Here is a 19,487-nt window from a genome sequence, read left to right on the forward strand (position 1 = left end):
AAGTTTAAGGCCCAGCAGTGGGCTTTTTTATTCGGCGAAAGGTGTCATCAATGAGTTGGAGTACTTGGTTAGGTTTATTGGCTATTTGTTGTTTGGGGGCTATGTCGCCGGGCCCAAGTTTGACTATGGTAGTACGTCATACTTTAGGTGGTGGGCGGGGAAAGGGGATCGTCTGTGCTTGGGCACACTCGATAGGGATTGGGATCTATGCGCTGGTGACGTTACTGGGCTTAGCCGTAGTTCTTAAAAAGGCGCCCTTAGTCTTTAATGGCATTGCGATTCTCGGTGCCTTATACCTTGCTTGGATGGGAGTTCAAGCGCTGCGTTCTAATGGAGGTATGCAAGCTAAATTGGCTGCAGGGGAGGCGACAGATACCTTAACCGCAGCCCGTGATGGTATCGCTATTTCTTTATTCAACCCTAAGATAATGCTATTTTTTCTTGCGTTATTCAGCCAATTTGTGATGGTCGCCGACAGCATGACGGCTAAAGCATTAATTGTTTTTACACCGTTAGTGGTCGATGGTCTTTGGTACACCTTGATAGCCTTATTGCTATCCCACTCGAGTGTGTTGCCTAAATTGAGAGAGAAAGCGGGGGTAATTGATAAGTTATCCGGCGTAGTATTAATATTGCTGGCGATCCGTGTGGTGTACACGCTTTAGTGATCTATCTAAAATTATTGGTTTTAAATAACAAACACGCCATCAATCGATGGCGTGTTTGTTGATGGCTATGCATTTAAATCAAGGCGTGATTAGCCTTTAAACATTTGCACAGAATTATCAGCTTCTTCTGCCACACTTTCTTGGATAATGGGTGGATTGGCAATGTGGTCGTCTAAGTTGTCACTCAGCATTTCTTTGAATTCACTGCTAAACCATTCTAATGCGCTCTCTTTTTCAGCACCGAGATCCGCTGATTTAATCGCGGCTTCGAAGGCATTAAAACGTGCTGCGGCAAAACGGAGTGCTGTGCCAACTTTACCTACATCTGCTTCTTGTTGGCTTAGCTGATTGGCTAAGGCAATAAACTGATCGGCAAGTTCGTAAATGGTGGTGCTGCTCGTGTCGGTCATGGCGTTCACTCTAAAAAAGTAACAGATTAAAGTTCGATTCTAACTTAATTGGTGTAAGAAGGAATCGTCAGGCATTAACTATTGGGATCTGTGTCGGTAATGACGACTCCTGTGTGGGAGTCATAATTAATCGACAGTTTATCGTTTGCTCGATACAAATAAGTGCACTGGCCAGGATCGGTATAACTGGCTTTATAGTCGGTTTCAGTCGCATCAACATTCAAGCGCGAGACACTCGGCTGGGCATTTTGGAATAATACTTCCCATACCGATATACAGTCTTCGACATTATCGAGTGCCGGAGAGGCCTCATTACCATGGATATAGTGTTGTGCTGGCCAACCGAAGGCGTTGAAATCTATTTGTTCGGATTGTGCTGTACCAAATACGGGTAAATCCTCTTTTGGACCTGAGCCCACTTTTACAGCCCATACGGAACGTGCCAGATTGATAGCTGATTTAAAGCCTCCGCCTGCCGCTTTAACGGTTGCAATTTGCGCATCTTGTTGCACATTGATAAATTTTGGCAGGGCCACTACGGCTAAAATACCGAGCACTATGATGACCACCACAAGTTCAATTAAGGTGAAACCCGTTTGATGTCTTTGAATTGATTTATCAGAATGTTGGATCATCATTACGTATCAGAGTGTGCGAGAATGGGCGCACTATATCACTTAATTTCGAATGTTTTAAATTGAAAGTCTTAACGTGAGACCTAGCAGGTTTAGTGGTATTACTTAGCGGCAGGTAAGGTCTGCAAACTTGCCATACCACTATAGGACTTTTAAGCTAACCCGATTATAGAATTGAGGAAGTAAAATAGTGACTCAGGCGACATGGCAAACATTTATCGATGAGCAAAGAGCTTTGCCTTATTTTCAGCAACTAAGCGCATTTGTTGATAATGAACGCAGGGCTGGGAAAGTGGTTTATCCCCCCGAAGTTGATGTTTTCAATGCTTTTAGTATGACGCCCCTTGAACAAGTCAGAGTGGTTTTGATTGGCCAAGATCCCTATCACGGCCCAGATCAAGCCCATGGTTTATGTTTTTCGGTTAAACGCGGGATAAAACCACCGCCATCTTTAGCCAATATGTACAAAGAATTAGCGACGGATATTGAAGGTTTTGTTGTGCCATCCCATGGTGATTTATCCGCATGGGCGGAGCAGGGGATACTGATGCTCAATACTGTGCTGACGGTTGAGCAAGGCAAGGCGCATTCCCATGCCAAAGCCGGGTGGGAAGTCTTTACGACTGCGGTGCTGGAATTATTAAATCGGCAGACTCAGCCGATTATTTTCGTGCTTTGGGGTAGTCATGCCATTAAAAAGGGTCAAGTCGTTAACGCACCGCAACATCAAGTGCTCACAGGACCACATCCTTCACCTTTATCGGCTTATCGCGGTTTTTTTGGTTGTGGGCATTTCTCTCAAGTGAATCAATTATTGCTTGAGCGAGGCGAAACGCCGATCCTTTGGCAGGTTTGATTTTAGGATTGCGGTTAAAGCAATAAAAAAGGTCTTACTGAGTAAGACCTTATTTTTGTGGCGAAATTACATTAGTTAGCAATCAGTGGTTTCTGTCGACCGAAATCTTAGCTAGCGTTACTAAGGCTTGCTTATAGTCGCTATCGGGTAAAGCAGATAATGCCGCGATGGCTTTCTCTGATTCTTCAATTGCTTTTTGTTGGGTGTAGTTTAACGCGCCGCAATGGTGCAGTGCTGCTACGATTTTATCTATGGCCTGAGTACCATCACCTTGTTCAATTGCTTGACGTATGAGCTGTTTCTCTTCGTCTGTGCCATGGGCAATGGCATAGATGAGTGGCAGAGTCGGTTTACCTTCGGCAAGGTCATCACCGATATTCTTACCTAGCTCGTCACTGTCGGCGGTATAGTCGAGTAAGTCGTCGGTAAGCTGAAAGGCGGTGCCGAGATACTTACCATAGTTGCCTAAGGCGGTTTCTTGCTCAGGCGTTGCACCTGCTAGCACGCCCGCGAGTAGCGTAGCGGCTTCAAATAACTTGGCTGTTTTGCAATAAATGACCCGCATATAGCTTTCTTCAGTGGTGTCTGGGTCATTACAATTCATCAGCTGTAAGACTTCACCCTCGGCCAACACGTTAGTCGTATCAGCTAACACTCTGAGCACTTTCATGTTGTCAAGTTCAGTCATCATCTGGAATGAGCGGGTATAAAGGAAATCCCCGACTAGCACGCTGGCACTATTGCCAAACAGTGCATTGGCGGTTTCTCGTCCGCGGCGTAACGTCGATTCATCAACGACATCATCGTGGAGCAATGAGGCTGTATGGATAAACTCAATAATCGCCGCTAGCTTAAGATGTGCTTCGCCTTCGTAGCTCACCGCACGTGCGGCTAAAACCGACAGCAGAGGACGAAGACGTTTACCACCACCATTAATAATGTAAAAACCTAATTGATTAATTAGGGCGACATCTGATTCAAGCTGTTTATATATCAGCTGATTGACTGCTTGCATATCAGTGTCAGCCAGTTGACGAATAGCGTTTAAATCCATAATAGACTCTGGTTGTGGGGTCATTACGTACCCGGCCCCTGTTTAGGCTCACGTGTTATAATGAAATGAATTTTACCTAAAATTCTGACATATGACAGCACTAGCTCAACTAATGTGAGAGTTAATCCGGTCTTTTTTTATTCTTTCCTAATTAGGGCTTGCCAGAGTTAGATTCTTCGCGTAAACTCCGCGCCCATTGTCAATAAAGTTTTTGTAGCACCCTGCCTCATCCAAGAATGAGCCCGCGTGTTAGGAATTGGAGTAAAATAGCTATGTACGCTGTTTTTCAAAGTGGTGGTAAACAACACCGTGTAGCTGAAGGCCACACAGTACGTTTAGAAAAGTTAGAAGTTGCAACTGGCGAAACTATCGAGTTCGATCAAGTTCTTTTGATCGCTGATGGCGAAACAGTGCATGTTGGTGCTCCTTTAGTAGCTGGCGGTAAAGTCGTTGCTGAAGTTGTAAGTCACGGTCGTGGCGATAAAGTTACTATCGTTAAGTTCCGTCGTCGTAAGCACCACGACAAGAAAATGGGCCACCGTCAGTGGTTCACTGAAGTTAAAATTACTGCTATCAACGCATAATAGGAGTCTAACTCATGGCACATAAAAAAGCTGGCGGTTCTACTCGTAACGGCCGCGATTCAGAAAGTAAACGTCTAGGTGTTAAGCGCTTTGGCGGTGAATCAGTTCTAGCTGGTAACATTATTGTTCGTCAACGTGGTACTAAATTCCACGCTGGTGTAAACGTAGGTATTGGTCGTGACCATACTCTGTTTGCTCTGACTGACGGTAAAGTTAAATTCGAAGTTAAAGGCGCTAATAACCGTAAGTTTATTAGCATCGAAGCTTAACTTTCGAACCTAGCTTATACTGTTAAAGCCCCGCCATTGGTGGGGCTTTCTGTTTTTTGTGCTTCTATTTACGCCGTGTAGATGCTTGAGTTGGTAAATGATTACCAAGAATGAGCATTGACAGGTAAGATTGGGAGCAAAGTATCTCGAGTTTTTTGGCGACCAATGAAGTTAGACGGTATAATTGCTTCATTCAGTGGTGCCAGGAGTAAGTATGAAGTTTGTCGATGAGGCAGTAATTAGGGTCGAAGCAGGCGACGGCGGTAGCGGTTGTGTTAGCTTTAGGCGCGAAAAGTATGTACCTGATGGTGGTCCTGATGGTGGTGATGGTGGCGACGGTGGCAGTGTTTTTCTGCAGGCTGACGAAAACTTCAACACTTTGATCGAGTTCCGTTTTGAACGTTTTCACATGGCTGAACGTGGCGAAAATGGTCGTGGCCGTGATTGTACTGGTCATAGCGGTAAAGATCTGATCTTAAAAGTTCCTGTTGGTACTCGCGCGGTCGATCATGATACTGAAGAAGTCCTTGGGGATTTAACAACCCACGGTCAAAAGCTATTGGTTGCCAAAGGTGGTTTCCATGGTTTAGGTAACACCCGTTTTAAGAGCAGTACTAACCGTGCCCCACGTCAAAAGACGTTAGGGACACCCGGTGAAGTTCGTAGCCTTAAATTAGAGTTGTTACTGCTGGCTGACGTTGGTTTGCTTGGCATGCCTAACGCGGGTAAGTCGACATTCATTCGTGCGGTTTCCCGTGCAACGCCGAAAGTGGCTGATTATCCGTTTACAACACTGGTGCCTAACTTAGGTGTGGTTAATCCACGTCCTGGTCAAAGCTTTGTGATTGCGGACATTCCTGGTCTCATCGAAGGCGCTGCCGATGGTGCGGGTTTAGGTATTCGCTTCTTAAAGCATCTTGAGCGTTGTCGTATTCTGCTGCACATCATAGATATTGAGCCGATTGACGGAACCGATCCGGTTGAGTCTGCGCGCGCTATCGTAGGTGAGCTTGAGAAATATTCTCCAAAGTTGGCGAGTAAGCCACGTTGGTTAGTCTTTAACAAAACCGATCTGCTGCTTGAAGAAGAGCTGCAAGAGAAGGTTGATCGTATCGTTAAAGAAATGGGTTGGGAAGGCGATGTTTACACTATCTCCGCCTATAACCGCGACGGTACCAGTGAGTTGGCATTAAAACTCCTCGATTATATTGCGAGTCTTCCACCTGAAGACAATGAAGTCGACCCAGATAGTGAAGTTGAGTTCAAGTGGGATAATTATCATCAAGCAAACCTTGATTCATTGAATGAAGATTATGTTGATGAAGATGATGACGACGACTTTGATGATGACGACTACGACGTAGAAGTTATTTACCAAAGATAATAGTAATCTTTGAGTTTTGAGAGTTCTGTGTACGCTGATACTCAAAATGATATTACTCGGCAAGTTGTGCGTGCTGCACAATTGCTACTGGCCTACGGCGCGGAATCTGATTTAGTTGAAGAAATCAGCCAGCGTCTAGGTCAGGCTTTAGGTCTTGCCAGCGTAGAACTCTCTATTTCCTCTAATTCCCTCGTGTTAACCAGTTTGGTTCATGGTCGCTGTATCACAACTACTCGTCGTATTCGTGAGCATGGCATTAACATGACAGTCGTCTGTGAATTGCAACGCATCTGTTTACTCGCTGAAAAGGGGTTGTATGGCCCAAATGAAGTGCGTAAACGCTTGGCGCGGATTGAACCTAAAACCTATCCTCCTAGCTTAGTGGTATTCATGATTGGCCTGTCGTGCGCTAGCTTCTGTCATTTATTTAATGGCGATCTCACTGCATGCGTGATTACTTTTTTTGCCGCGGCAGTGGGTATGTCGGTACGTTTAGCAATTGCTAAGCGGCATTTTAATTTATTAGTCAATTTTGCCATCACAGCTTTCGTCACCAGTATGCTGGCTCAAACGGGTTATTTGTTTGAGTTAAGTGAAACTCCTAAGGCTGCTATGGCCGCGAGTGTGCTGATGTTAGTGCCGGGTTTTCCGATGATTAATGCGATTTCCGACATGGTAAAAGGGCACATGAATGTCGGTATATCCCGCTGGGGTCATGCTACTTTGCTGACCGTTTCTTCTGTGATTGGGATTACGATTGCGATGCAGATCGGTGGAATTTTCCTATGATGGAATTACTGATAACGCTGCTGCACGATGCTTTTTTCTCAGCAATTCCCGCCGTAGGATTTGCTATGGTATTTAATGTTCCTAAACGATTTCTTCCTTACTGCGCTTTAGCGGGAGCCATTGGCCATAGTTCCCGTACTTTAATGTTACAGTTTGGTCTGCCAATCGAGTGGGCAACCTTCGCCGCCGCGGCATTAGTAGGGATTATTACCATAGGGTTTGGTAAGCGCCATTTAGCGCCACCTTTAATGTATGCTGTCGCTGCGATTATTCCTATGATCCCAGGCACTTATGCATTTAATACTGTGATTGCCTTAGTGCAATTGACCGCTCAATCTCAAGTCAGTCCTGAACTGACGGGGCAAGTGATTAGTAATGGCCTCAAAACCGTCTTTATTCTAGGGGCGTTAGCCGTGGGTTTGGCCATGCCGAGTTTGCTGTATTTCAGGACCCGCCCCGTCATTCAATAATTCTATTTCCATAAAACAGGAGTGAGCATGCGCATTGCTATGATAGCCGCGATGGCAAACAATCGAGTCATCGGAAAAGATAATAAAATGCCATGGCATCTTCCAGAAGATCTACGTCACTTTAAAGCGATGACCCTAGGCAAGCCTGTTGTGATGGGACGTAAGACCTTTGACTCAATCGGTAGGCCCCTTCCTAGTCGACATAACATAGTGATTTCACGCCAAACGGATCTTGTGATTGAGGGCGTGACCTGTGTGACCTCATTTGATGCAGCCAAACAAGCTGCTGGTGAGTGTGAAGAGTTAGTGGTTATAGGTGGTGGCCAGCTTTATGCCGAGTTATTGCCCTGCGCCGATATCTTATATTTGACGCAAATCAATCTTGAGGTGGAAGGCGATACATTTTTCCCCCACTGGGACGATGGGACTTGGAAGGAAACTGAATCTTTGTCGAGTATAAATGCGGCTGGTTTGGAATATCGCTTTATCAATTTGGTAAAAAAATGTTAAATTGCAACTTCTGTTGTGTACCCTGTGTGTATGGGGTGTCGGTTTATCTAACGTATTGCATCATATCGGACATTTAGTTTTCACGGAAAGAGATAGCCTATTTCGTTATCCTAGATTTCGAACGAGAGCTAAAGCCAAGAGGTCAATATCATTTAGACAATAGATGCAGCCCATACAGAATTGATAATAAAACTATAAGAAAGTATTAAGGAGTATCGGATGCGTCTTATGCCTGTGGCCTTGGCTGCGTTGATTGGATTTAGTTCTATTGCTGTACCAACCTCTGCTGTTGCGGGGGAAGATCCACTCGTAGCGAGTCTTTGTGATTATGTAAAAGCTAACGACAAAAACCGCTTACGTAAAAAGTTAAAAGAAAGCCGCGTTAAGTTACGTCAGATTTACAGTGGTATCAGTTGCGATGGTGCAAGTCTATTGCGCACCGCTTACGGTGCGAGTGCGAACGATACCGGTGAGTTTGTGGCTAAGCGTTTGTCGGCGACTGAATTGAGTGTCGCTGAAGCTGATGGGATGACTATCCAAGCTTGGGCTGAAGCAAACGGCCATGGTGCTAGCCCAATTACCGCTGCAGTGAAAGAGCGTCTTGGCGCTGCTGCGGGCGGTGAAGAAGAGTAATGCGGATTTGAACTTAGCGGCACTTTAGCTCTATTTGCTGCTACGTTATATTAAGCGTCTAATATCTAGCATTAAGCTAGATAAAAATGCCAAACTTAAGTTTGGCATTTTTTATGGCCTTAATTTGTGCAAAGGCCGGACAGTTCGAGTCGTCAGTAAGATAGGCAAGTGAATTCGTCTCAAAAGAAAGGGCCGCTAAGCGACCCTAGGTTTTAGTGGTGATAAACATTAGACTCTAAATTCACCGACCGAAGCTTGGAGTTCTTCGGCTAATTTGGCGACTTGATGGCTAGACTGAGCCGTTTGATCTGCACCAATAGCGGTTTCTTCTGAAATTGCTGCAATATGCTCTAGTTTTTCAGAAACTTGCTGGCTTACTAAATTCTGTTCCTGCGCAGCATGGGCGATATGGGTGCCAGAATCATAGGCCTTATGCACAGATTGGCTAATGGTTTCGAGGGCAATGTTGGCTTGCTCCGTTTTTTCAACACAGGCGTTGGCTTGAGCGCGCCCCATATCCATGGCGGCAACGGCTTGCTCTGCACCTTGCTGCAACACTTCGATCATCTGTTGGATCTCTCGGGTCGACACTTGAGTGCGTGAGGCTAAACTACGCACTTCATCGGCAACTACCGCAAAACCACGACCTTGTTCACCCGCACGGGCGGCTTCAATAGCGGCGTTAAGGGCGAGTAGGTTAGTCTGCTCAGCAATACCACGGATTACATCCAAAATTGAGCCAATAGAGGCGCTGTCCGACTGCACTTTATTGATCACAACACCCGCTTTTGCCACTTCATCGGCTAAAGCCAAAATAGTCAGTTTGTTCTCTTGCGCAATGGCACGCATATGCTGTGTTTCTTGATCAGCCTGTTTGATTTGCTCAAGGGCTTGATTGGCACTTAAAGACACCTGCTGAGCACTAGAGCTAAGTTCAGTTGTTGCAGTAGCCACTTGGTCAACTTGGCTTTTTTGTTCTTGTATGCCTGAGGTGGTTTGTGCTGTGATTGCTGATGTTTGTTCGGCTGCCGCGGCAAGTTGATTTGACCTATCTAAAATACCTATGATTAAACTGCGTAAGCTATCGACGAGACGATTACAGTTTTTTGCTAGTTCGGCAAATTCATCGTGTCCAGAGTCATCTAGCTTATGGGTAAGGTTACCTGAGGCTAAGACGTTAAGGGCATTGTTCACTTGGCTGAGTGAGCGTTTTAACGGATTCACCACAGCAAAACTCACAATCACAGCGACAACGATTGCTATTAACACGACAATCATGGTTTGTATGCTGGCTGAGTCAATCTTGGCTATGGTGTCATTACTCATGTTTGCGGCAACAAGTTCGATGTTATCGCTGACATCATTCATGTTGGAATTAATGACTTTCACATCATTTTCGATAATGCCAAGTTTTATCACAGCTTCTTTGGAGTGGGAGAGCTGACTCGATTTTAGCTGCAACATAGATTGCGGACCGGTGACGAGCGCTAATACTTTTTCGATATCTTTAGTGACCGAGCTTAAGGTATCCGCTTCGACGATACCTTGACCGTGACGATTCACATATTCAAGTTTGTTCTTGGTTTCGCTGATAATGTAGTCAAGTTCCTTTGAGATCAGTTCGTGCTTACTGTCTTCGTCATTCGTTACTAAATCTGCAATAGTGGTGATGATATTTCCGAGACTAGTATCAATAGCGCTGGCTGATGCAGCAAGACTCTGCTCATCGGGATTCTGACTGCTTTCTAAATCAACAATATCGAGTAGTTCTGATGAGGCATCATCGGCGGCATTTTCGAGCTTTTTCTTTAGTTCAACTAGCTGTTCTTGCTTGCTCAATGAGGCCTCACGTTCGGCGATCATGGCAATACTATCTCGCTCAAAGGTAGCAAAGCTGCCGCTTAATTGGGCAATTAAAGAAGATAGATTCTGCTGGCTCTTGACTAACTGAGTGAGGGTGGCAATTTCGTTTTTGAACTGAGTCCCGTGGTCTTCAAACACTTTACGAATATTCGGGATATTTGCCGATCTAGGAGTGTTATAGGCAATCAGGATTTGTCTTTGTTGCTCACTCAATGCTTCACTAAGGTGGTTTGTCGATTTTAGCGCGGGCAAGCTTAATTCTTGCATCATAGCAGAGCTGGCTTTTAGGCTATTGTTGGTTAAATAAGATGTAAATCCTAGCAACACGAGTAAAAGTGTGACAATACCAAATCCGCCAATCACTCTGGTGGCTACATTAAATTTCATAGGATACTCCGATTTTTATTATATTTTTCCAAATGAAAACAGGGTGATATTCAGGGTTAGGCGGCTCAGTCTGTTATCGACTTTAAGCTGTTTTAGTTTAACTCTTTTTTAACTTTTTTTGCGTAATTTTTTGGTCTTTTTCAAGATGCCATAAGGTTAAGTGTTCACCCCAGCAACAGCCTGTATCTAAAGCCTTTAATTTAGTATCGTCGACCTTGCCCATCAACGCAGCCCAATGGCCAAATACTAAGGTATGACTCTGGCGCAGCGGCGAAGCAAACTCAAACCAAGGTTTGAGTTGTGGATTAGTACAGTTTTCAGGAGGTTGTTTGCAATCAAAATCAAGTCGGCCATCGACATAAAGATAGCGCATGCGTGTTAATGCATTGATGCAATAACGTAAGCGTTCTATGCCAATTGCACTTGGATCCCATTGCTCTGCGGTATCTGAATACATTTGGCTTATTAATGTCTCAAGATAATCATCGTGCTTGAGGGCGCGACTGACGAGTGCGGATTCTTCTCTTAATACCTCCAGCGACCACTGAGGTGGTACACCCGCATGACTCATAATGAGTTGGTGTTCAGGTAATTCACGCATAAGAGGTTGTTGTCTCAGCCAGTCAATTGAGGCTGAGATATCGGGGGATTCTAGAATTTCAGTGAGATTATCGCTGGGTTTAGCGCGCTTGAGCTTACCGTGTAATGCCATTAGATGGAGATCGTGGTTACCTAAAACCGTTTTAGCGGAATCACCTAAGGAGCGAAAAAAACGTAGCGTAGCTAAGGAGTCAGGTCCACGTGCAACAAGATCACCTACAGCCCAGAGTTCATCGCGGGAAGGATTAAAATCGACCTTAGCGAGTAATTTTTGTAACTCAGCGAAACAGCCTTGAATATCACCAACAAAATAATGCGCCACAGTACCCCTTTCCTAACGATATTAATGTAGTAAGCCTGGGGTCGCTAAACGGAAGGGACGGATTGTCGCCTGGAAACGCTCACCCGATTCGCTGACCATACCATAAGTGCCGTGCATTATGCCAAGTGGCGTATCGAGCACAGTACCACTGGTGTATTGATAGGCAGTATTCGGCGCAATGGTTGGCGTTTCACCGACAACACCGGCACCTTGGACTTCACTGGTGTTGCCATTGGCATCAGTGATTATCCAGTGACGAGTTTCAAGTTTAGCCGCTTGCTCACCTAAATTGATGATAGTGATGGTGTAACTGAAGAGGTACTTTTCATCCTCGGGCGAGGACTGCTGCTCTATATACTCAGTTTTGACTTCGACCCGAATGGAGGTGTCCAATGCGCTCATTCTTGTTCCTAGGCTCTGGTATAAGGGCACCTAAGTGCCCAGACATATTTATGCTTTCTTATCGCAAACCATGTTAGCCATAGCAACATACTGCTGCACGCTAATCTGTTCTGGGCGTTGACTTGAGTCAATCCCTAACTGCTCGAACTCATCGTCAGATAACATGTGCTTTAAGTTATTACGCAGAGTCTTACGACGCATGTTGAATGCGGTAGTACAAAGGTGGCGTAGTACGGTCACATCTTTACAAGGGAACGGCTTTACGGCGTATGGCAATAAGCGTACGACTGCTGAGTCTACTTTAGGCGCAGGGGTAAAGCTGTGGGGCGGCACTTCGAGAACCGGAACCACTTGGCAGAAGTATTGTGCCATGACCGTTAAACGGCCATAAGCTTTACAGCCTGGGCTTGCCGATAGACGCAGGACTACTTCTTTTTGTAGCATAAAGTGCATGGTTTCAATCTGTTCGGCAAATTCGAACAGGTGGAACATCAGCGGCGTTGAAATGTTGTAAGGTAAGTTACCAAACACTTTCATCTTTTTGCCTGGCACACTCAGTTGGCCAAAATCAAACTGCAGTGCATCACCTTGGTGAATGGTCAGTTTATCTTTAAGGACTGGGTGATGATGTAAGCGTTCAACTAGATCGCGGTCGAGTTCGACAACAGTCAGATTATCCACAGCATCGGCTACAGGTTCAGTTAAGGCACCAAGGCCAGGGCCGATTTCGACCATCACATGGTGATTATCGGGTGCAATTGCACCCACAATGCGGTCAATCACATTGCCGTCGGTAAGGAAGTTTTGTCCGAAACGCTTTCTGGCCGTGTGGCCTAAATGTACTTTGTTGCTCATTAATAATGTAATCGTTTAGTTCTTTGAGGATAACTCAATGGCTTTATTCAGAGCACAGACAAAACTGCCAATATCGGCCTTGCCTGTACCCGCGAGATCGAGCGCCGTACCGTGGTCAACCGAGGTACGAATATAAGGTAAACCTAAGGTGATGTTTACCGATTTGCCAAATCCTTGTGACTTGAGAACGGGAAGTCCTTGGTCATGGTACATGGCCAAGACGACATCGGCGTCCTGTAAATATTTAGGTTGGAACAGAGTATCGGCCGGTAATGGGCCGACAATATTCATCTGGAACTCTTCTCGCAACTCGTTGAGTGCAGGAATAATCACGTCGATTTCTTCACGCCCTAAATGGCCGTCTTCACCTGCGTGTGGATTGAGACCACAGACATAAATTTTCGGTGAAACTATGCCAAATTTGCTGATGAGATCGGCATGTAGAATCTTGATAATATGCTGTAAGCGTTGGCGTGTTATGGCTTTTGCAACATAGGCCAGAGGAATATGGGTGGTCACGAGTGCCACTTGCAAACCCGGCGTTGCCAGCATCATCACTACATCGGGGCAATTTGCTTGATGGGCAAAAAACTCAGTATGGCCACTAAAGGAAATACCTGCTTGATTGATAATGCCTTTATGCACTGGGCCTGTCACGACAGCATCAAACTCGCCGCTCATGTTTTTTTCGCCCGCATAACGCAAGGTTTCAACTACATAAGTGCTGTTTTGCTCATCGAGCTGACCACAAATCGATTCGCTCACTAACTTAAAGGGCGCTATGGTTAATGTGCCCGCTTCTTGCGGTTTAGGAGCTTGATTTGGCTGGTAAGGGCGGAAAGTCACTTGCAAACCGAGTCGTTTCGCGCGGCTCGCAAGTAATTCTGGATCCGCACAAACGACTAACTCAGCAGGCCAAGCCTGCTGAGCGAGTTGTACGACTAAATCGGGGCCAATACCTGCGGGTTCGCCTGGGGTAACGGCAATACGTTTAGTGCTCAATTAGAATTAACCTCGATTGGTCTCTGGCTGGAAGATTTCAATGTATGCGTCTGAACGCATTTCGTCTAGCCAGTTTTGCAGTTCTTCGTTAAATTTGCGACGGAAGATCAACTGGTGCGCACGGTTGCTATTGAACTGATCTGTGGCGTCGGTTTTTCTGCGTTCTTCTAATTGAGTGATATGCCAACCGTGAGTCGTACGGAATGGCTCACTAATTTGGTCATTTTTCAAACTATTGAGCGTTTGAGCAAACTCAGGTACGTAAATGCTTGGTTCTGCCCAACCTAATTCACCACCTTTTGTGGCCGAACCAGGATCTTCTGAGTACTGACGCGCTAGGTCTTCAAACTTAGCTTCACCTGAGCGGATTTGTTTCAGGAATTGCTCAAGCATGGCTTTAGCGCGGTCTTCTGACAGGATCGGCGATGGCTTGAGCAAAATGTGGCGCGCTCTAACTTCTTCAATTTCTTTGGTTTGTAGGCCGCGAGCATCCATGATCTTAATAATATGGAAACCTGCACCACTCTTAATCGGGCCGATAATGTCACCCATTTTCGCACCGTTAATCACTTCGGCGAACAGAGTTGGCATTTCGTTGATGTTCATATAATCCCAAATACCGCCTTCGAGTGCCTTAGGACCTGAAGAAGAAGCGATAGCGGTACGACGGAAATCCTCACCACTCTTCAAACGTTCTAATACGATATTGGCGCGTTTGCTTGATGCTTCGAGTTGTTCACTGGTGGGGTTATTAGGCACGTCAATCAGGATATGGCCAATTTGGTATTCCACATCTTTCATCCCTTGTTCTTGGATGAGTTTGACTAGGCTAGTAATTTCCTGTGGTGATACTTGAATACGGCGTTGTACTTGAATACGTTGAATTTCACCTAGAGTGATTTCTTCGCGCAATTGTTCGCGGTATTGGCTGAAACTTAAACCTTCGCTTTCAATTTTTTGTTGCATCTGCGCGACAGACATTTTTTGTTCACGCGCGATGTTTTCAATCGCTTGGTCTAGTTGTAAGTCACCAATATTCAGCCCTATACGACTGGCCATTTGCAATTGTAGGCGAGTTAAGATTAAACGCTCAATCACCTGAGTGCGCAGGGCACTGTCAGAAGGTAACGATTGGTTTGCTGCTTTGGCATTCGCTTTAACAGTGTCAATCATGTTAGTGATTTCACTTTCGAGCACTATGCCGTCGTTAATTTGGACTGCAACGCGGTCGAGCGGCTGGGGTGCGGCCAATGTAGGTTGGCTGATCGCGAGTGCAAATAAAGCAAAAATCAGATGTTTACTGGGTTTCATCCACAAAATCCTTGGCACGTTCTAAGGTCAGGTTCGACGGCTTAATTGAAATAACTTTACCATTTATATCGAAATTACAGTGAGTTGCCCTAATGTAATTTTTTGGCGACGCATTTGAGTGCAAGGTTAGACCTTAAGATCCGCTTTTATTCGCTTTAGCAAAAGGTGAACGGTAAAGCACTCATTAATCTGTTTGGACTCTGAGTCCTTGTTGAGGTTCAGCAATCTATCACAATTCTTTGCTAATTCCTCAGATAAAGCGGTTTTCTGTAGTTAAACAGGCCGTCATTGAGCATATCGGATACGCCTAATGGGCCAGAACCACCGAGTCCCTTAATGATTAAGTTCAGGTAGACACCACTATCAAACTGCTCACGAGGATCAATTGTGGCAGAACCTATATTGTCGTCATAGTTGGTTTTAATGCGGTAATGATAACTAAGTCTTACTGCGTAACAGCATGATTCGTACTGGATACCTGTGTAAGTTTCAATACTGCGACTTTCGTTAAGGTCATAATACCAATTACCAACAAAGTAGAGGTCATCACTGATTGGCCAAGCGCCACGAACGCCCGCTTGGGAGATGTTCACTGTATCATTGGTATTTGAGTTCAATAAATCTGGGACATAGCGATAGCTAAATTGCAGCAATTTATTCGCTTCAGGTCTGAAATCTAAGGTGACTTCGGATTTTTTATTGTCACTGGTGTTGGTATCGTACTGAATCGCAGCCCCCATATACCAATCATGGGACAAGCGGGTATCTAACTCTGCAGCAAGTACTGAAGTTGATTGATTAGACTCAAAAATACTGTCTTCGTAACCGACTTTACTGTCTTGCAGGTAAAAAATTTGTCCTAGGCTGAATTTAGTGGCTTCTTGGTTGTGACTATCAAACAGGCGTGTGGTAACTCCTAGAGTGACTTGATTTGCATCGGAAATCCGATCCAGACCCGAGAAGCGACGATCACGGAATAGACCAAAGTAGTCGTCCTGTAATTGAGCCGTATCATAAATGCCTATGTTGCGTTGGTCTTCGTAGCCGACATAAAGATATTGAAATTGTGGCTCGAGCGTTTGGCGGTAGTTTTGATCGAAAAGCTCAGTAAAACGTTCGAAGTTGATTTGACCATTAATCCGTACCTGCGGGATGGTGCGATTCACTGTGTCGTCAACAACTATGTCTGGATCTTCGTTATGCTGCCAATAATTGGTCTGCATCAACTTAACTTGACTGGTGAGCGAGCCTGAAGGCCCATGTATTGGCAGAGTTACGCTTGGTGACATGTACAAACGAGTCGCCGTATTAACATTGTTGTCCTGATGGGCAAAATTCGTTAGCTCCGAATTGAAACCAAAATCTAAATTGTTCCAAAAATCAGCAGCGCGATAGTTAAAGTTAACCTGAGGCATGACTTGATATGGTTTTTCATCCTCACCCAGTACTTTAATATCTTGTACTCGGGTGCTTAGATCCCAGTTACTTTCGAAGTAGCTGATTTCACCTATGCGTGATAACTGGTTATCGGTTGCACGGTTAACATCTGACTTTAAGTCATTGAAATAATTGTTATCTGATACATCGGTAAAATTCGCTAATACGCGCCAATTTTTGTCGATCGCCCCTTGATGCTGCCAGTTATATAAGTAGCGATTCGGGCTACCATCGATCAATTTGTCATTGCCTAGATATTCTAAATTGACTCGGCCATTTTGGGCCTCACCCGCCAGATAACCAAACTCTGTTTTAGTGAATAAACCACGGTTTGACATATAGCTAGGTGTAAATGTTAAATCGTACTCTGGGGCAATATTCCAATAATAGGGTGCGGAAATTTCGACACCATCAGTAGTGCTAGTGCTAAAACTAGGGTAGAGAAAGCCAGATTTACGTTTGTCTGAAACGGGGACTGTCATGTAGGGAATATAGAATACAGGTACACCGCCAATTCTTAGTTTGGCATTCCAAATTTCGCCCCATTCTTCTTCACTGTTGATCTTGATCTTTTCGGCCTCGAGTAGCCAAGACACATTGTCAGGAGGGCAAGTAGTGAAGTTGGTATTCGTTAAAATTAAATTGTTATTGATAGTAATTTGCAGTTTTTCGGCATCACCGTGAACTTGTTGGCCATGGATCCAATATTGTGCGCCTTTAAGGGTGGCACGGTTTGTCCGCATTTGAGCTTGTAAGGATTCGGCTGTAACGGTGAAGTTACTGTCTTGAAAGACTAAATTACCATTGGCATCAAACTGTTCAGTAGCTTGATCTAAAATCGCCTCATCGGCTGCTATGTGCCTATCGCCTTGGCTAAAAACCACATCGCCACGGAAAATCGCCTGCTTCCCCATTTCGGCATTGGTGTTATCAGACGCAATACGTATTTTGTTGAGTTCAGCCGCACTCATCCCTTGGGTTTGAGATACGATACGGGGTACTGGCGGTTCGATTAAGCATTGGGATGCCGAAGCGGTTAGAGAGTCGTCTGCCAGGACTAATTGCGGTAACAGGCTCAGGGCCAGAAGGTATCGGATCTGCATCTTTAGGTCAGTAATTATGATTTCTTATTCTGGACAAGTATGGATGGGGAAAGTTGCAATTGACAAACGCAACATCGCTTAATAAATCTCTCAATTTCTTAGCTGTTTCCAAATTCTATGCCAGCTATAATAAAGCAATTTTTCTTTAAGAGCCATGAAATGACTTTATCCGATCCGAGATTTCTTTCCCTTAATCAGTGGCTGAATGCTTATTTTTCCTGTGAGGTGATGCCTGTGTTGATTTCCGGAGACGCAAGTTTTAGGCGTTACTTTCGGATTTCGATGCCCGATGCCACCTTTATCGCCGCCGATTCACCGCCTCAGTTAGTGCCTATCGCCCCCTTTATTGCCCTGTCGAATGCTTATTCAGCCGTGGGACTGACAGTTCCAAAAGTAATCCACGCCGATGCCGATTTGGGTTTTATGTTGATGAGTGATTTGGGCGATACCCAACTCTTATCTGTATTGACGGTACAAAATGTGGAACGGTTTTACCGTCAGGCGCTCGATTTATTACCGCAAGTGGCCGCTGTGATTGAGTGCAAAAATCTTGATAGCGGTTTAGTTCAGGCATTACCTAACTACGATGAAGCCTTTGTGCGCCGTGAATTACACATTTTTACTGAGTGGCTGTTAGGAACACATCTTAATTTGTCTTTGGACGCGGCAGAGTTGCAATTGCTGAATGATACTTTTGATCGCCTCGTCGGCAATGCGCTATCTCAGCCTAGTGTGGGAATGCATAGGGATTTCCATAGCCGTAATCTTATGCTGCAAGCGGACAAGCTGTGCGTGATTGATTTTCAGGATGCTGTCGTTGGTCCCGTGACTTACGATGCGGTATCACTACTACGCGATTGTTATATTCGTTGGCCACAGCCGTTAGTCGCAGACTTGATGCGGTATCATTATCAGCAAGCATTAGCGCTTAGTTTTATTCCCGCACAGACTCCTTTTGAGCAATATCAAACTTGGTTTGATCTCATGGGCTTACAGCGCCACATTAAGGCGGTGGGGATTTTTGCACGATTAAACTATCGCGATAGTAAACCTGCTTATATGGCGGATATTCCACTGACATTAACGTATATTGTCGACATATCGCTGCAGTATCCCGAACTCGTGCCATTTGCACACTGGTTAACTCGTCGTGTGTTACCTGCGTTTAGTGTGAGTCAGTCTTCATCTGAGGTTAAGCAATGAAAGCCATGATCTTGGCCGCTGGACGAGGGGAAAGGTTACGGCCGTTAACGGATAGTTTGCCTAAACCTATGGTGCCAGTGTTAGGTAAGCCGCTGATTGTTTATCATATTGAAAAACTTGCCGCGATAGGCATAGTCGATATCGTCATCAACCATGCTTGGCTAGGGCATAAGTTAGTTGAAGCACTGGGCGATGGCAGCACTTTTGGGGTGCACATTCGGTATAGCGCCGAAGAGAGTGCGTTAGAAACCGGCGGCGGCATTAAACGCGCTTTGCCTTTATTGTGTGAGGACGGAAGCGACGAACCTTTTTTAGTGATTAATGGAGATGTGTTTATTGATGCATTACCGCCAATCACGCAACTGGCTGCGGATAGGCTCGCTCACTTATGGTTAGTGCCTAATCCTGAGCAGCATCCAAATGGCGATTTTGCTTTGAATGGTCATCAAGTGCAGGAACGTGGCGATGTTAAGTACACGTTTTCGGGCATGGGCATTTATCACCCTGCGCTATTTCATGACACGCCGCAGGGCGCCTTTGCACTGGGTCCGTTGTTGAGATCGCAAATGGCTCAAAACAGAGTTAGTGGTGCCTTGTTTAATGGATTTTGGTGTGATGTCGGTACCATTGCACGATTGCAAGCGCTTGAACTAAGGTTACAAAGTAACAAGTAAATTTCGGTGCTGGCATATCCATAGGATTAAGCTAGTGCATCAAATACATAATAGAAATCAGGAAAT

Annotated in this window: 21 protein-coding genes; 11 read left to right on the forward strand and 10 right to left on the reverse strand. The window is 45.1% G+C overall.

Annotated elements, in window-relative coordinates; genetic code table 11:
* The first annotated feature begins 50 nt into the window (after nucleotides 1-50).
* Nucleotides 51-665 (forward strand): LysE family translocator, encoded by a 615-nt coding sequence (locus tag L5L77_RS09090; protein ID WP_168825002.1) that lies wholly within the window; start codon nucleotides 51-53, stop codon nucleotides 663-665.
* Between the two features lie 92 nt (nucleotides 666-757).
* Here L5L77_RS09090 and L5L77_RS09095 read toward each other — a convergent pair whose 3' ends face one another.
* Together L5L77_RS09095 and L5L77_RS09100 are read right to left on the reverse strand one after the other, a co-directional pair.
* Nucleotides 758-1,078: a DUF3144 domain-containing protein gene (locus tag L5L77_RS09095; RefSeq protein ID WP_105250001.1), complete on the reverse strand. Its 321-nt coding sequence runs from the start codon at nucleotides 1,076-1,078 to the stop codon at nucleotides 758-760.
* 74 nt (nucleotides 1,079-1,152) lie between these two features.
* A complete protein-coding gene (locus L5L77_RS09100) occupies nucleotides 1,153-1,716 on the reverse strand; it encodes a Tfp pilus assembly protein FimT/FimU (RefSeq protein ID WP_168825004.1) in 564 nt (187 codons plus the stop codon).
* Between the two features lie 187 nt (nucleotides 1,717-1,903).
* Here L5L77_RS09100 and ung point away from each other — a divergent pair, with 187 nt between their 5' ends.
* A complete protein-coding gene (ung, locus tag L5L77_RS09105) occupies nucleotides 1,904-2,569 on the forward strand; it encodes a uracil-DNA glycosylase (RefSeq protein ID WP_168825006.1) in 666 nt (221 codons plus the stop codon).
* An 82-nt stretch (nucleotides 2,570-2,651) separates the two neighbouring features.
* Here the strand turns inward: ung and ispB are convergent, their stop codons facing one another.
* On the reverse strand, nucleotides 2,652-3,623 hold the full coding sequence (ispB, locus tag L5L77_RS09110) for an octaprenyl diphosphate synthase (protein ID WP_049821790.1): 972 nt from the start codon (nucleotides 3,621-3,623) through the stop codon (nucleotides 2,652-2,654).
* Between the two features lie 272 nt (nucleotides 3,624-3,895).
* Between ispB and rplU the strand changes: the two genes are divergently transcribed.
* The 7 genes from rplU (at nucleotide 3,896) to L5L77_RS09145 (ending at nucleotide 8,262) form a co-directional block, all read left to right on the forward strand.
* Nucleotides 3,896-4,207, forward strand: a complete 312-nt coding sequence (gene rplU / locus L5L77_RS09115) for a 50S ribosomal protein L21 (protein WP_006080526.1) — start codon at nucleotides 3,896-3,898, stop codon at nucleotides 4,205-4,207.
* 14 nt (nucleotides 4,208-4,221) lie between these two features.
* Nucleotides 4,222-4,476, forward strand: coding sequence for a 50S ribosomal protein L27 (rpmA, locus tag L5L77_RS09120; RefSeq protein WP_006080527.1), 255 nt, complete (start codon nucleotides 4,222-4,224; stop codon nucleotides 4,474-4,476).
* A 214-nt stretch (nucleotides 4,477-4,690) separates the two neighbouring features.
* On the forward strand, nucleotides 4,691-5,860 hold the full coding sequence (gene cgtA / locus L5L77_RS09125) for an Obg family GTPase CgtA (RefSeq protein WP_105250000.1): 1,170 nt from the start codon (nucleotides 4,691-4,693) through the stop codon (nucleotides 5,858-5,860).
* Nucleotides 5,861-5,887: 27 nt separating this feature from the next.
* Entirely contained in the window at nucleotides 5,888-6,649 is a 762-nt protein-coding gene (locus tag L5L77_RS09130) for a threonine/serine exporter family protein (RefSeq protein WP_113939893.1), read from the forward strand.
* A complete protein-coding gene (locus L5L77_RS09135; protein ID WP_113939894.1) occupies nucleotides 6,646-7,119 on the forward strand; it encodes a threonine/serine exporter family protein in 474 nt (157 codons plus the stop codon). Before L5L77_RS09130 ends, L5L77_RS09135 begins: the two co-directional genes overlap by 4 nt.
* A 27-nt stretch (nucleotides 7,120-7,146) precedes the next feature.
* Nucleotides 7,147-7,629: a type 3 dihydrofolate reductase gene (folA, locus tag L5L77_RS09140; RefSeq protein WP_263222607.1), complete on the forward strand. Its 483-nt coding sequence runs from the start codon at nucleotides 7,147-7,149 to the stop codon at nucleotides 7,627-7,629.
* Nucleotides 7,630-7,848: 219 nt separating this feature from the next.
* A complete protein-coding gene (locus L5L77_RS09145; protein ID WP_105249997.1) occupies nucleotides 7,849-8,262 on the forward strand; it encodes a DUF3718 domain-containing protein in 414 nt (137 codons plus the stop codon).
* Between the two features lie 228 nt (nucleotides 8,263-8,490).
* Here the strand turns inward: L5L77_RS09145 and L5L77_RS09150 are convergent, their stop codons facing one another.
* The 7 genes from L5L77_RS09150 to lptD form a co-directional block, all read right to left on the reverse strand.
* Nucleotides 8,491-10,512 (reverse strand): methyl-accepting chemotaxis protein, encoded by a 2,022-nt coding sequence (locus L5L77_RS09150; protein WP_105249996.1) that lies wholly within the window; start codon nucleotides 10,510-10,512, stop codon nucleotides 8,491-8,493.
* A gap of 97 nt (nucleotides 10,513-10,609) precedes the next feature.
* Nucleotides 10,610-11,434, reverse strand: coding sequence for a symmetrical bis(5'-nucleosyl)-tetraphosphatase (locus tag L5L77_RS09155; RefSeq protein WP_113939897.1), 825 nt, complete (start codon nucleotides 11,432-11,434; stop codon nucleotides 10,610-10,612).
* 21 nt (nucleotides 11,435-11,455) lie between these two features.
* Nucleotides 11,456-11,836: a Co2+/Mg2+ efflux protein ApaG gene (gene apaG / locus L5L77_RS09160; protein ID WP_028761528.1), complete on the reverse strand. Its 381-nt coding sequence runs from the start codon at nucleotides 11,834-11,836 to the stop codon at nucleotides 11,456-11,458.
* 48 nt (nucleotides 11,837-11,884) lie between these two features.
* On the reverse strand, nucleotides 11,885-12,691 hold the full coding sequence (gene rsmA / locus L5L77_RS09165; protein WP_263148338.1) for a 16S rRNA (adenine(1518)-N(6)/adenine(1519)-N(6))-dimethyltransferase RsmA: 807 nt from the start codon (nucleotides 12,689-12,691) through the stop codon (nucleotides 11,885-11,887).
* Nucleotides 12,692-12,706: 15 nt separating this feature from the next.
* Nucleotides 12,707-13,693, reverse strand: a complete 987-nt coding sequence (gene pdxA, locus L5L77_RS09170) for a 4-hydroxythreonine-4-phosphate dehydrogenase PdxA (protein WP_105249994.1) — start codon at nucleotides 13,691-13,693, stop codon at nucleotides 12,707-12,709.
* Between the two features lie 6 nt (nucleotides 13,694-13,699).
* Complete coding sequence (surA, locus tag L5L77_RS09175; RefSeq protein ID WP_105249993.1) at nucleotides 13,700-15,004, reverse strand: peptidylprolyl isomerase SurA; 1,305 nt, start codon at nucleotides 15,002-15,004, stop codon at nucleotides 13,700-13,702.
* Between the two features lie 242 nt (nucleotides 15,005-15,246).
* On the reverse strand, nucleotides 15,247-17,544 hold the full coding sequence (gene lptD, locus L5L77_RS09180) for an LPS assembly protein LptD (protein ID WP_173246378.1): 2,298 nt from the start codon (nucleotides 17,542-17,544) through the stop codon (nucleotides 15,247-15,249).
* A gap of 159 nt (nucleotides 17,545-17,703) precedes the next feature.
* On the opposite strand from lptD, the gene L5L77_RS09185 reads away from it, so the two are divergent.
* Both L5L77_RS09185 and murU read left to right on the forward strand, forming a co-directional pair.
* Nucleotides 17,704-18,747 carry an aminoglycoside phosphotransferase family protein gene (locus tag L5L77_RS09185; RefSeq protein WP_263192043.1) on the forward strand — a complete coding sequence of 348 codons (1,044 nt, stop codon included), beginning with the start codon at nucleotides 17,704-17,706 and terminating at the stop codon, nucleotides 18,745-18,747.
* Entirely contained in the window at nucleotides 18,744-19,421 is a 678-nt protein-coding gene (gene murU, locus L5L77_RS09190; RefSeq protein ID WP_263192044.1) for an N-acetylmuramate alpha-1-phosphate uridylyltransferase MurU, read from the forward strand. Before L5L77_RS09185 ends, murU begins: the two co-directional genes overlap by 4 nt.
* The last annotated feature ends 66 nt before the right edge of the window (nucleotides 19,422-19,487 follow it).

The organism is Shewanella sp. SM29 (assembly GCF_025654245.1).
GTDB classification, from domain to species: Bacteria; Pseudomonadota; Gammaproteobacteria; order Enterobacterales; family Shewanellaceae; genus Shewanella; species Shewanella oncorhynchi.

Excerpts from the sequence above, each read along its gene's own strand:
- L5L77_RS09090 (WP_168825002.1), top strand. The coding sequence starts at position 51 with ATGAGTTGGAGTACTTGGTTAGGTTTATTGGCTATTTGTTGTTTGGGG.
- L5L77_RS09095 (WP_105250001.1), bottom strand. The coding sequence starts at position 1,078 with ATGACCGACACGAGCAGCACCACCATTTACGAACTTGCCGATCAGTTT.
- L5L77_RS09100 (WP_168825004.1), bottom strand. The coding sequence starts at position 1,716 with ATGATGATCCAACATTCTGATAAATCAATTCAAAGACATCAAACGGGT.
- ispB (WP_049821790.1), bottom strand. The coding sequence starts at position 3,623 with ATGGATTTAAACGCTATTCGTCAACTGGCTGACACTGATATGCAAGCA.
- rplU (WP_006080526.1), top strand. The coding sequence starts at position 3,896 with ATGTACGCTGTTTTTCAAAGTGGTGGTAAACAACACCGTGTAGCTGAA.
- rpmA (WP_006080527.1), top strand. The coding sequence starts at position 4,222 with ATGGCACATAAAAAAGCTGGCGGTTCTACTCGTAACGGCCGCGATTCA.
- cgtA (WP_105250000.1), top strand. The coding sequence starts at position 4,691 with ATGAAGTTTGTCGATGAGGCAGTAATTAGGGTCGAAGCAGGCGACGGC.
- L5L77_RS09135 (WP_113939894.1), top strand. The coding sequence starts at position 6,646 with ATGATGGAATTACTGATAACGCTGCTGCACGATGCTTTTTTCTCAGCA.
- folA (WP_263222607.1), top strand. The coding sequence starts at position 7,147 with ATGCGCATTGCTATGATAGCCGCGATGGCAAACAATCGAGTCATCGGA.
- L5L77_RS09145 (WP_105249997.1), top strand. The coding sequence starts at position 7,849 with ATGCGTCTTATGCCTGTGGCCTTGGCTGCGTTGATTGGATTTAGTTCT.
- L5L77_RS09150 (WP_105249996.1), bottom strand. The coding sequence starts at position 10,512 with ATGAAATTTAATGTAGCCACCAGAGTGATTGGCGGATTTGGTATTGTC.
- apaG (WP_028761528.1), bottom strand. The coding sequence starts at position 11,836 with ATGAGCGCATTGGACACCTCCATTCGGGTCGAAGTCAAAACTGAGTAT.
- rsmA (WP_263148338.1), bottom strand. The coding sequence starts at position 12,691 with ATGAGCAACAAAGTACATTTAGGCCACACGGCCAGAAAGCGTTTCGGA.
- surA (WP_105249993.1), bottom strand. The coding sequence starts at position 15,004 with ATGAAACCCAGTAAACATCTGATTTTTGCTTTATTTGCACTCGCGATC.
- lptD (WP_173246378.1), bottom strand. The coding sequence starts at position 17,544 with ATGCAGATCCGATACCTTCTGGCCCTGAGCCTGTTACCGCAATTAGTC.
- L5L77_RS09185 (WP_263192043.1), top strand. The coding sequence starts at position 17,704 with ATGACTTTATCCGATCCGAGATTTCTTTCCCTTAATCAGTGGCTGAAT.
- murU (WP_263192044.1), top strand. The coding sequence starts at position 18,744 with ATGAAAGCCATGATCTTGGCCGCTGGACGAGGGGAAAGGTTACGGCCG.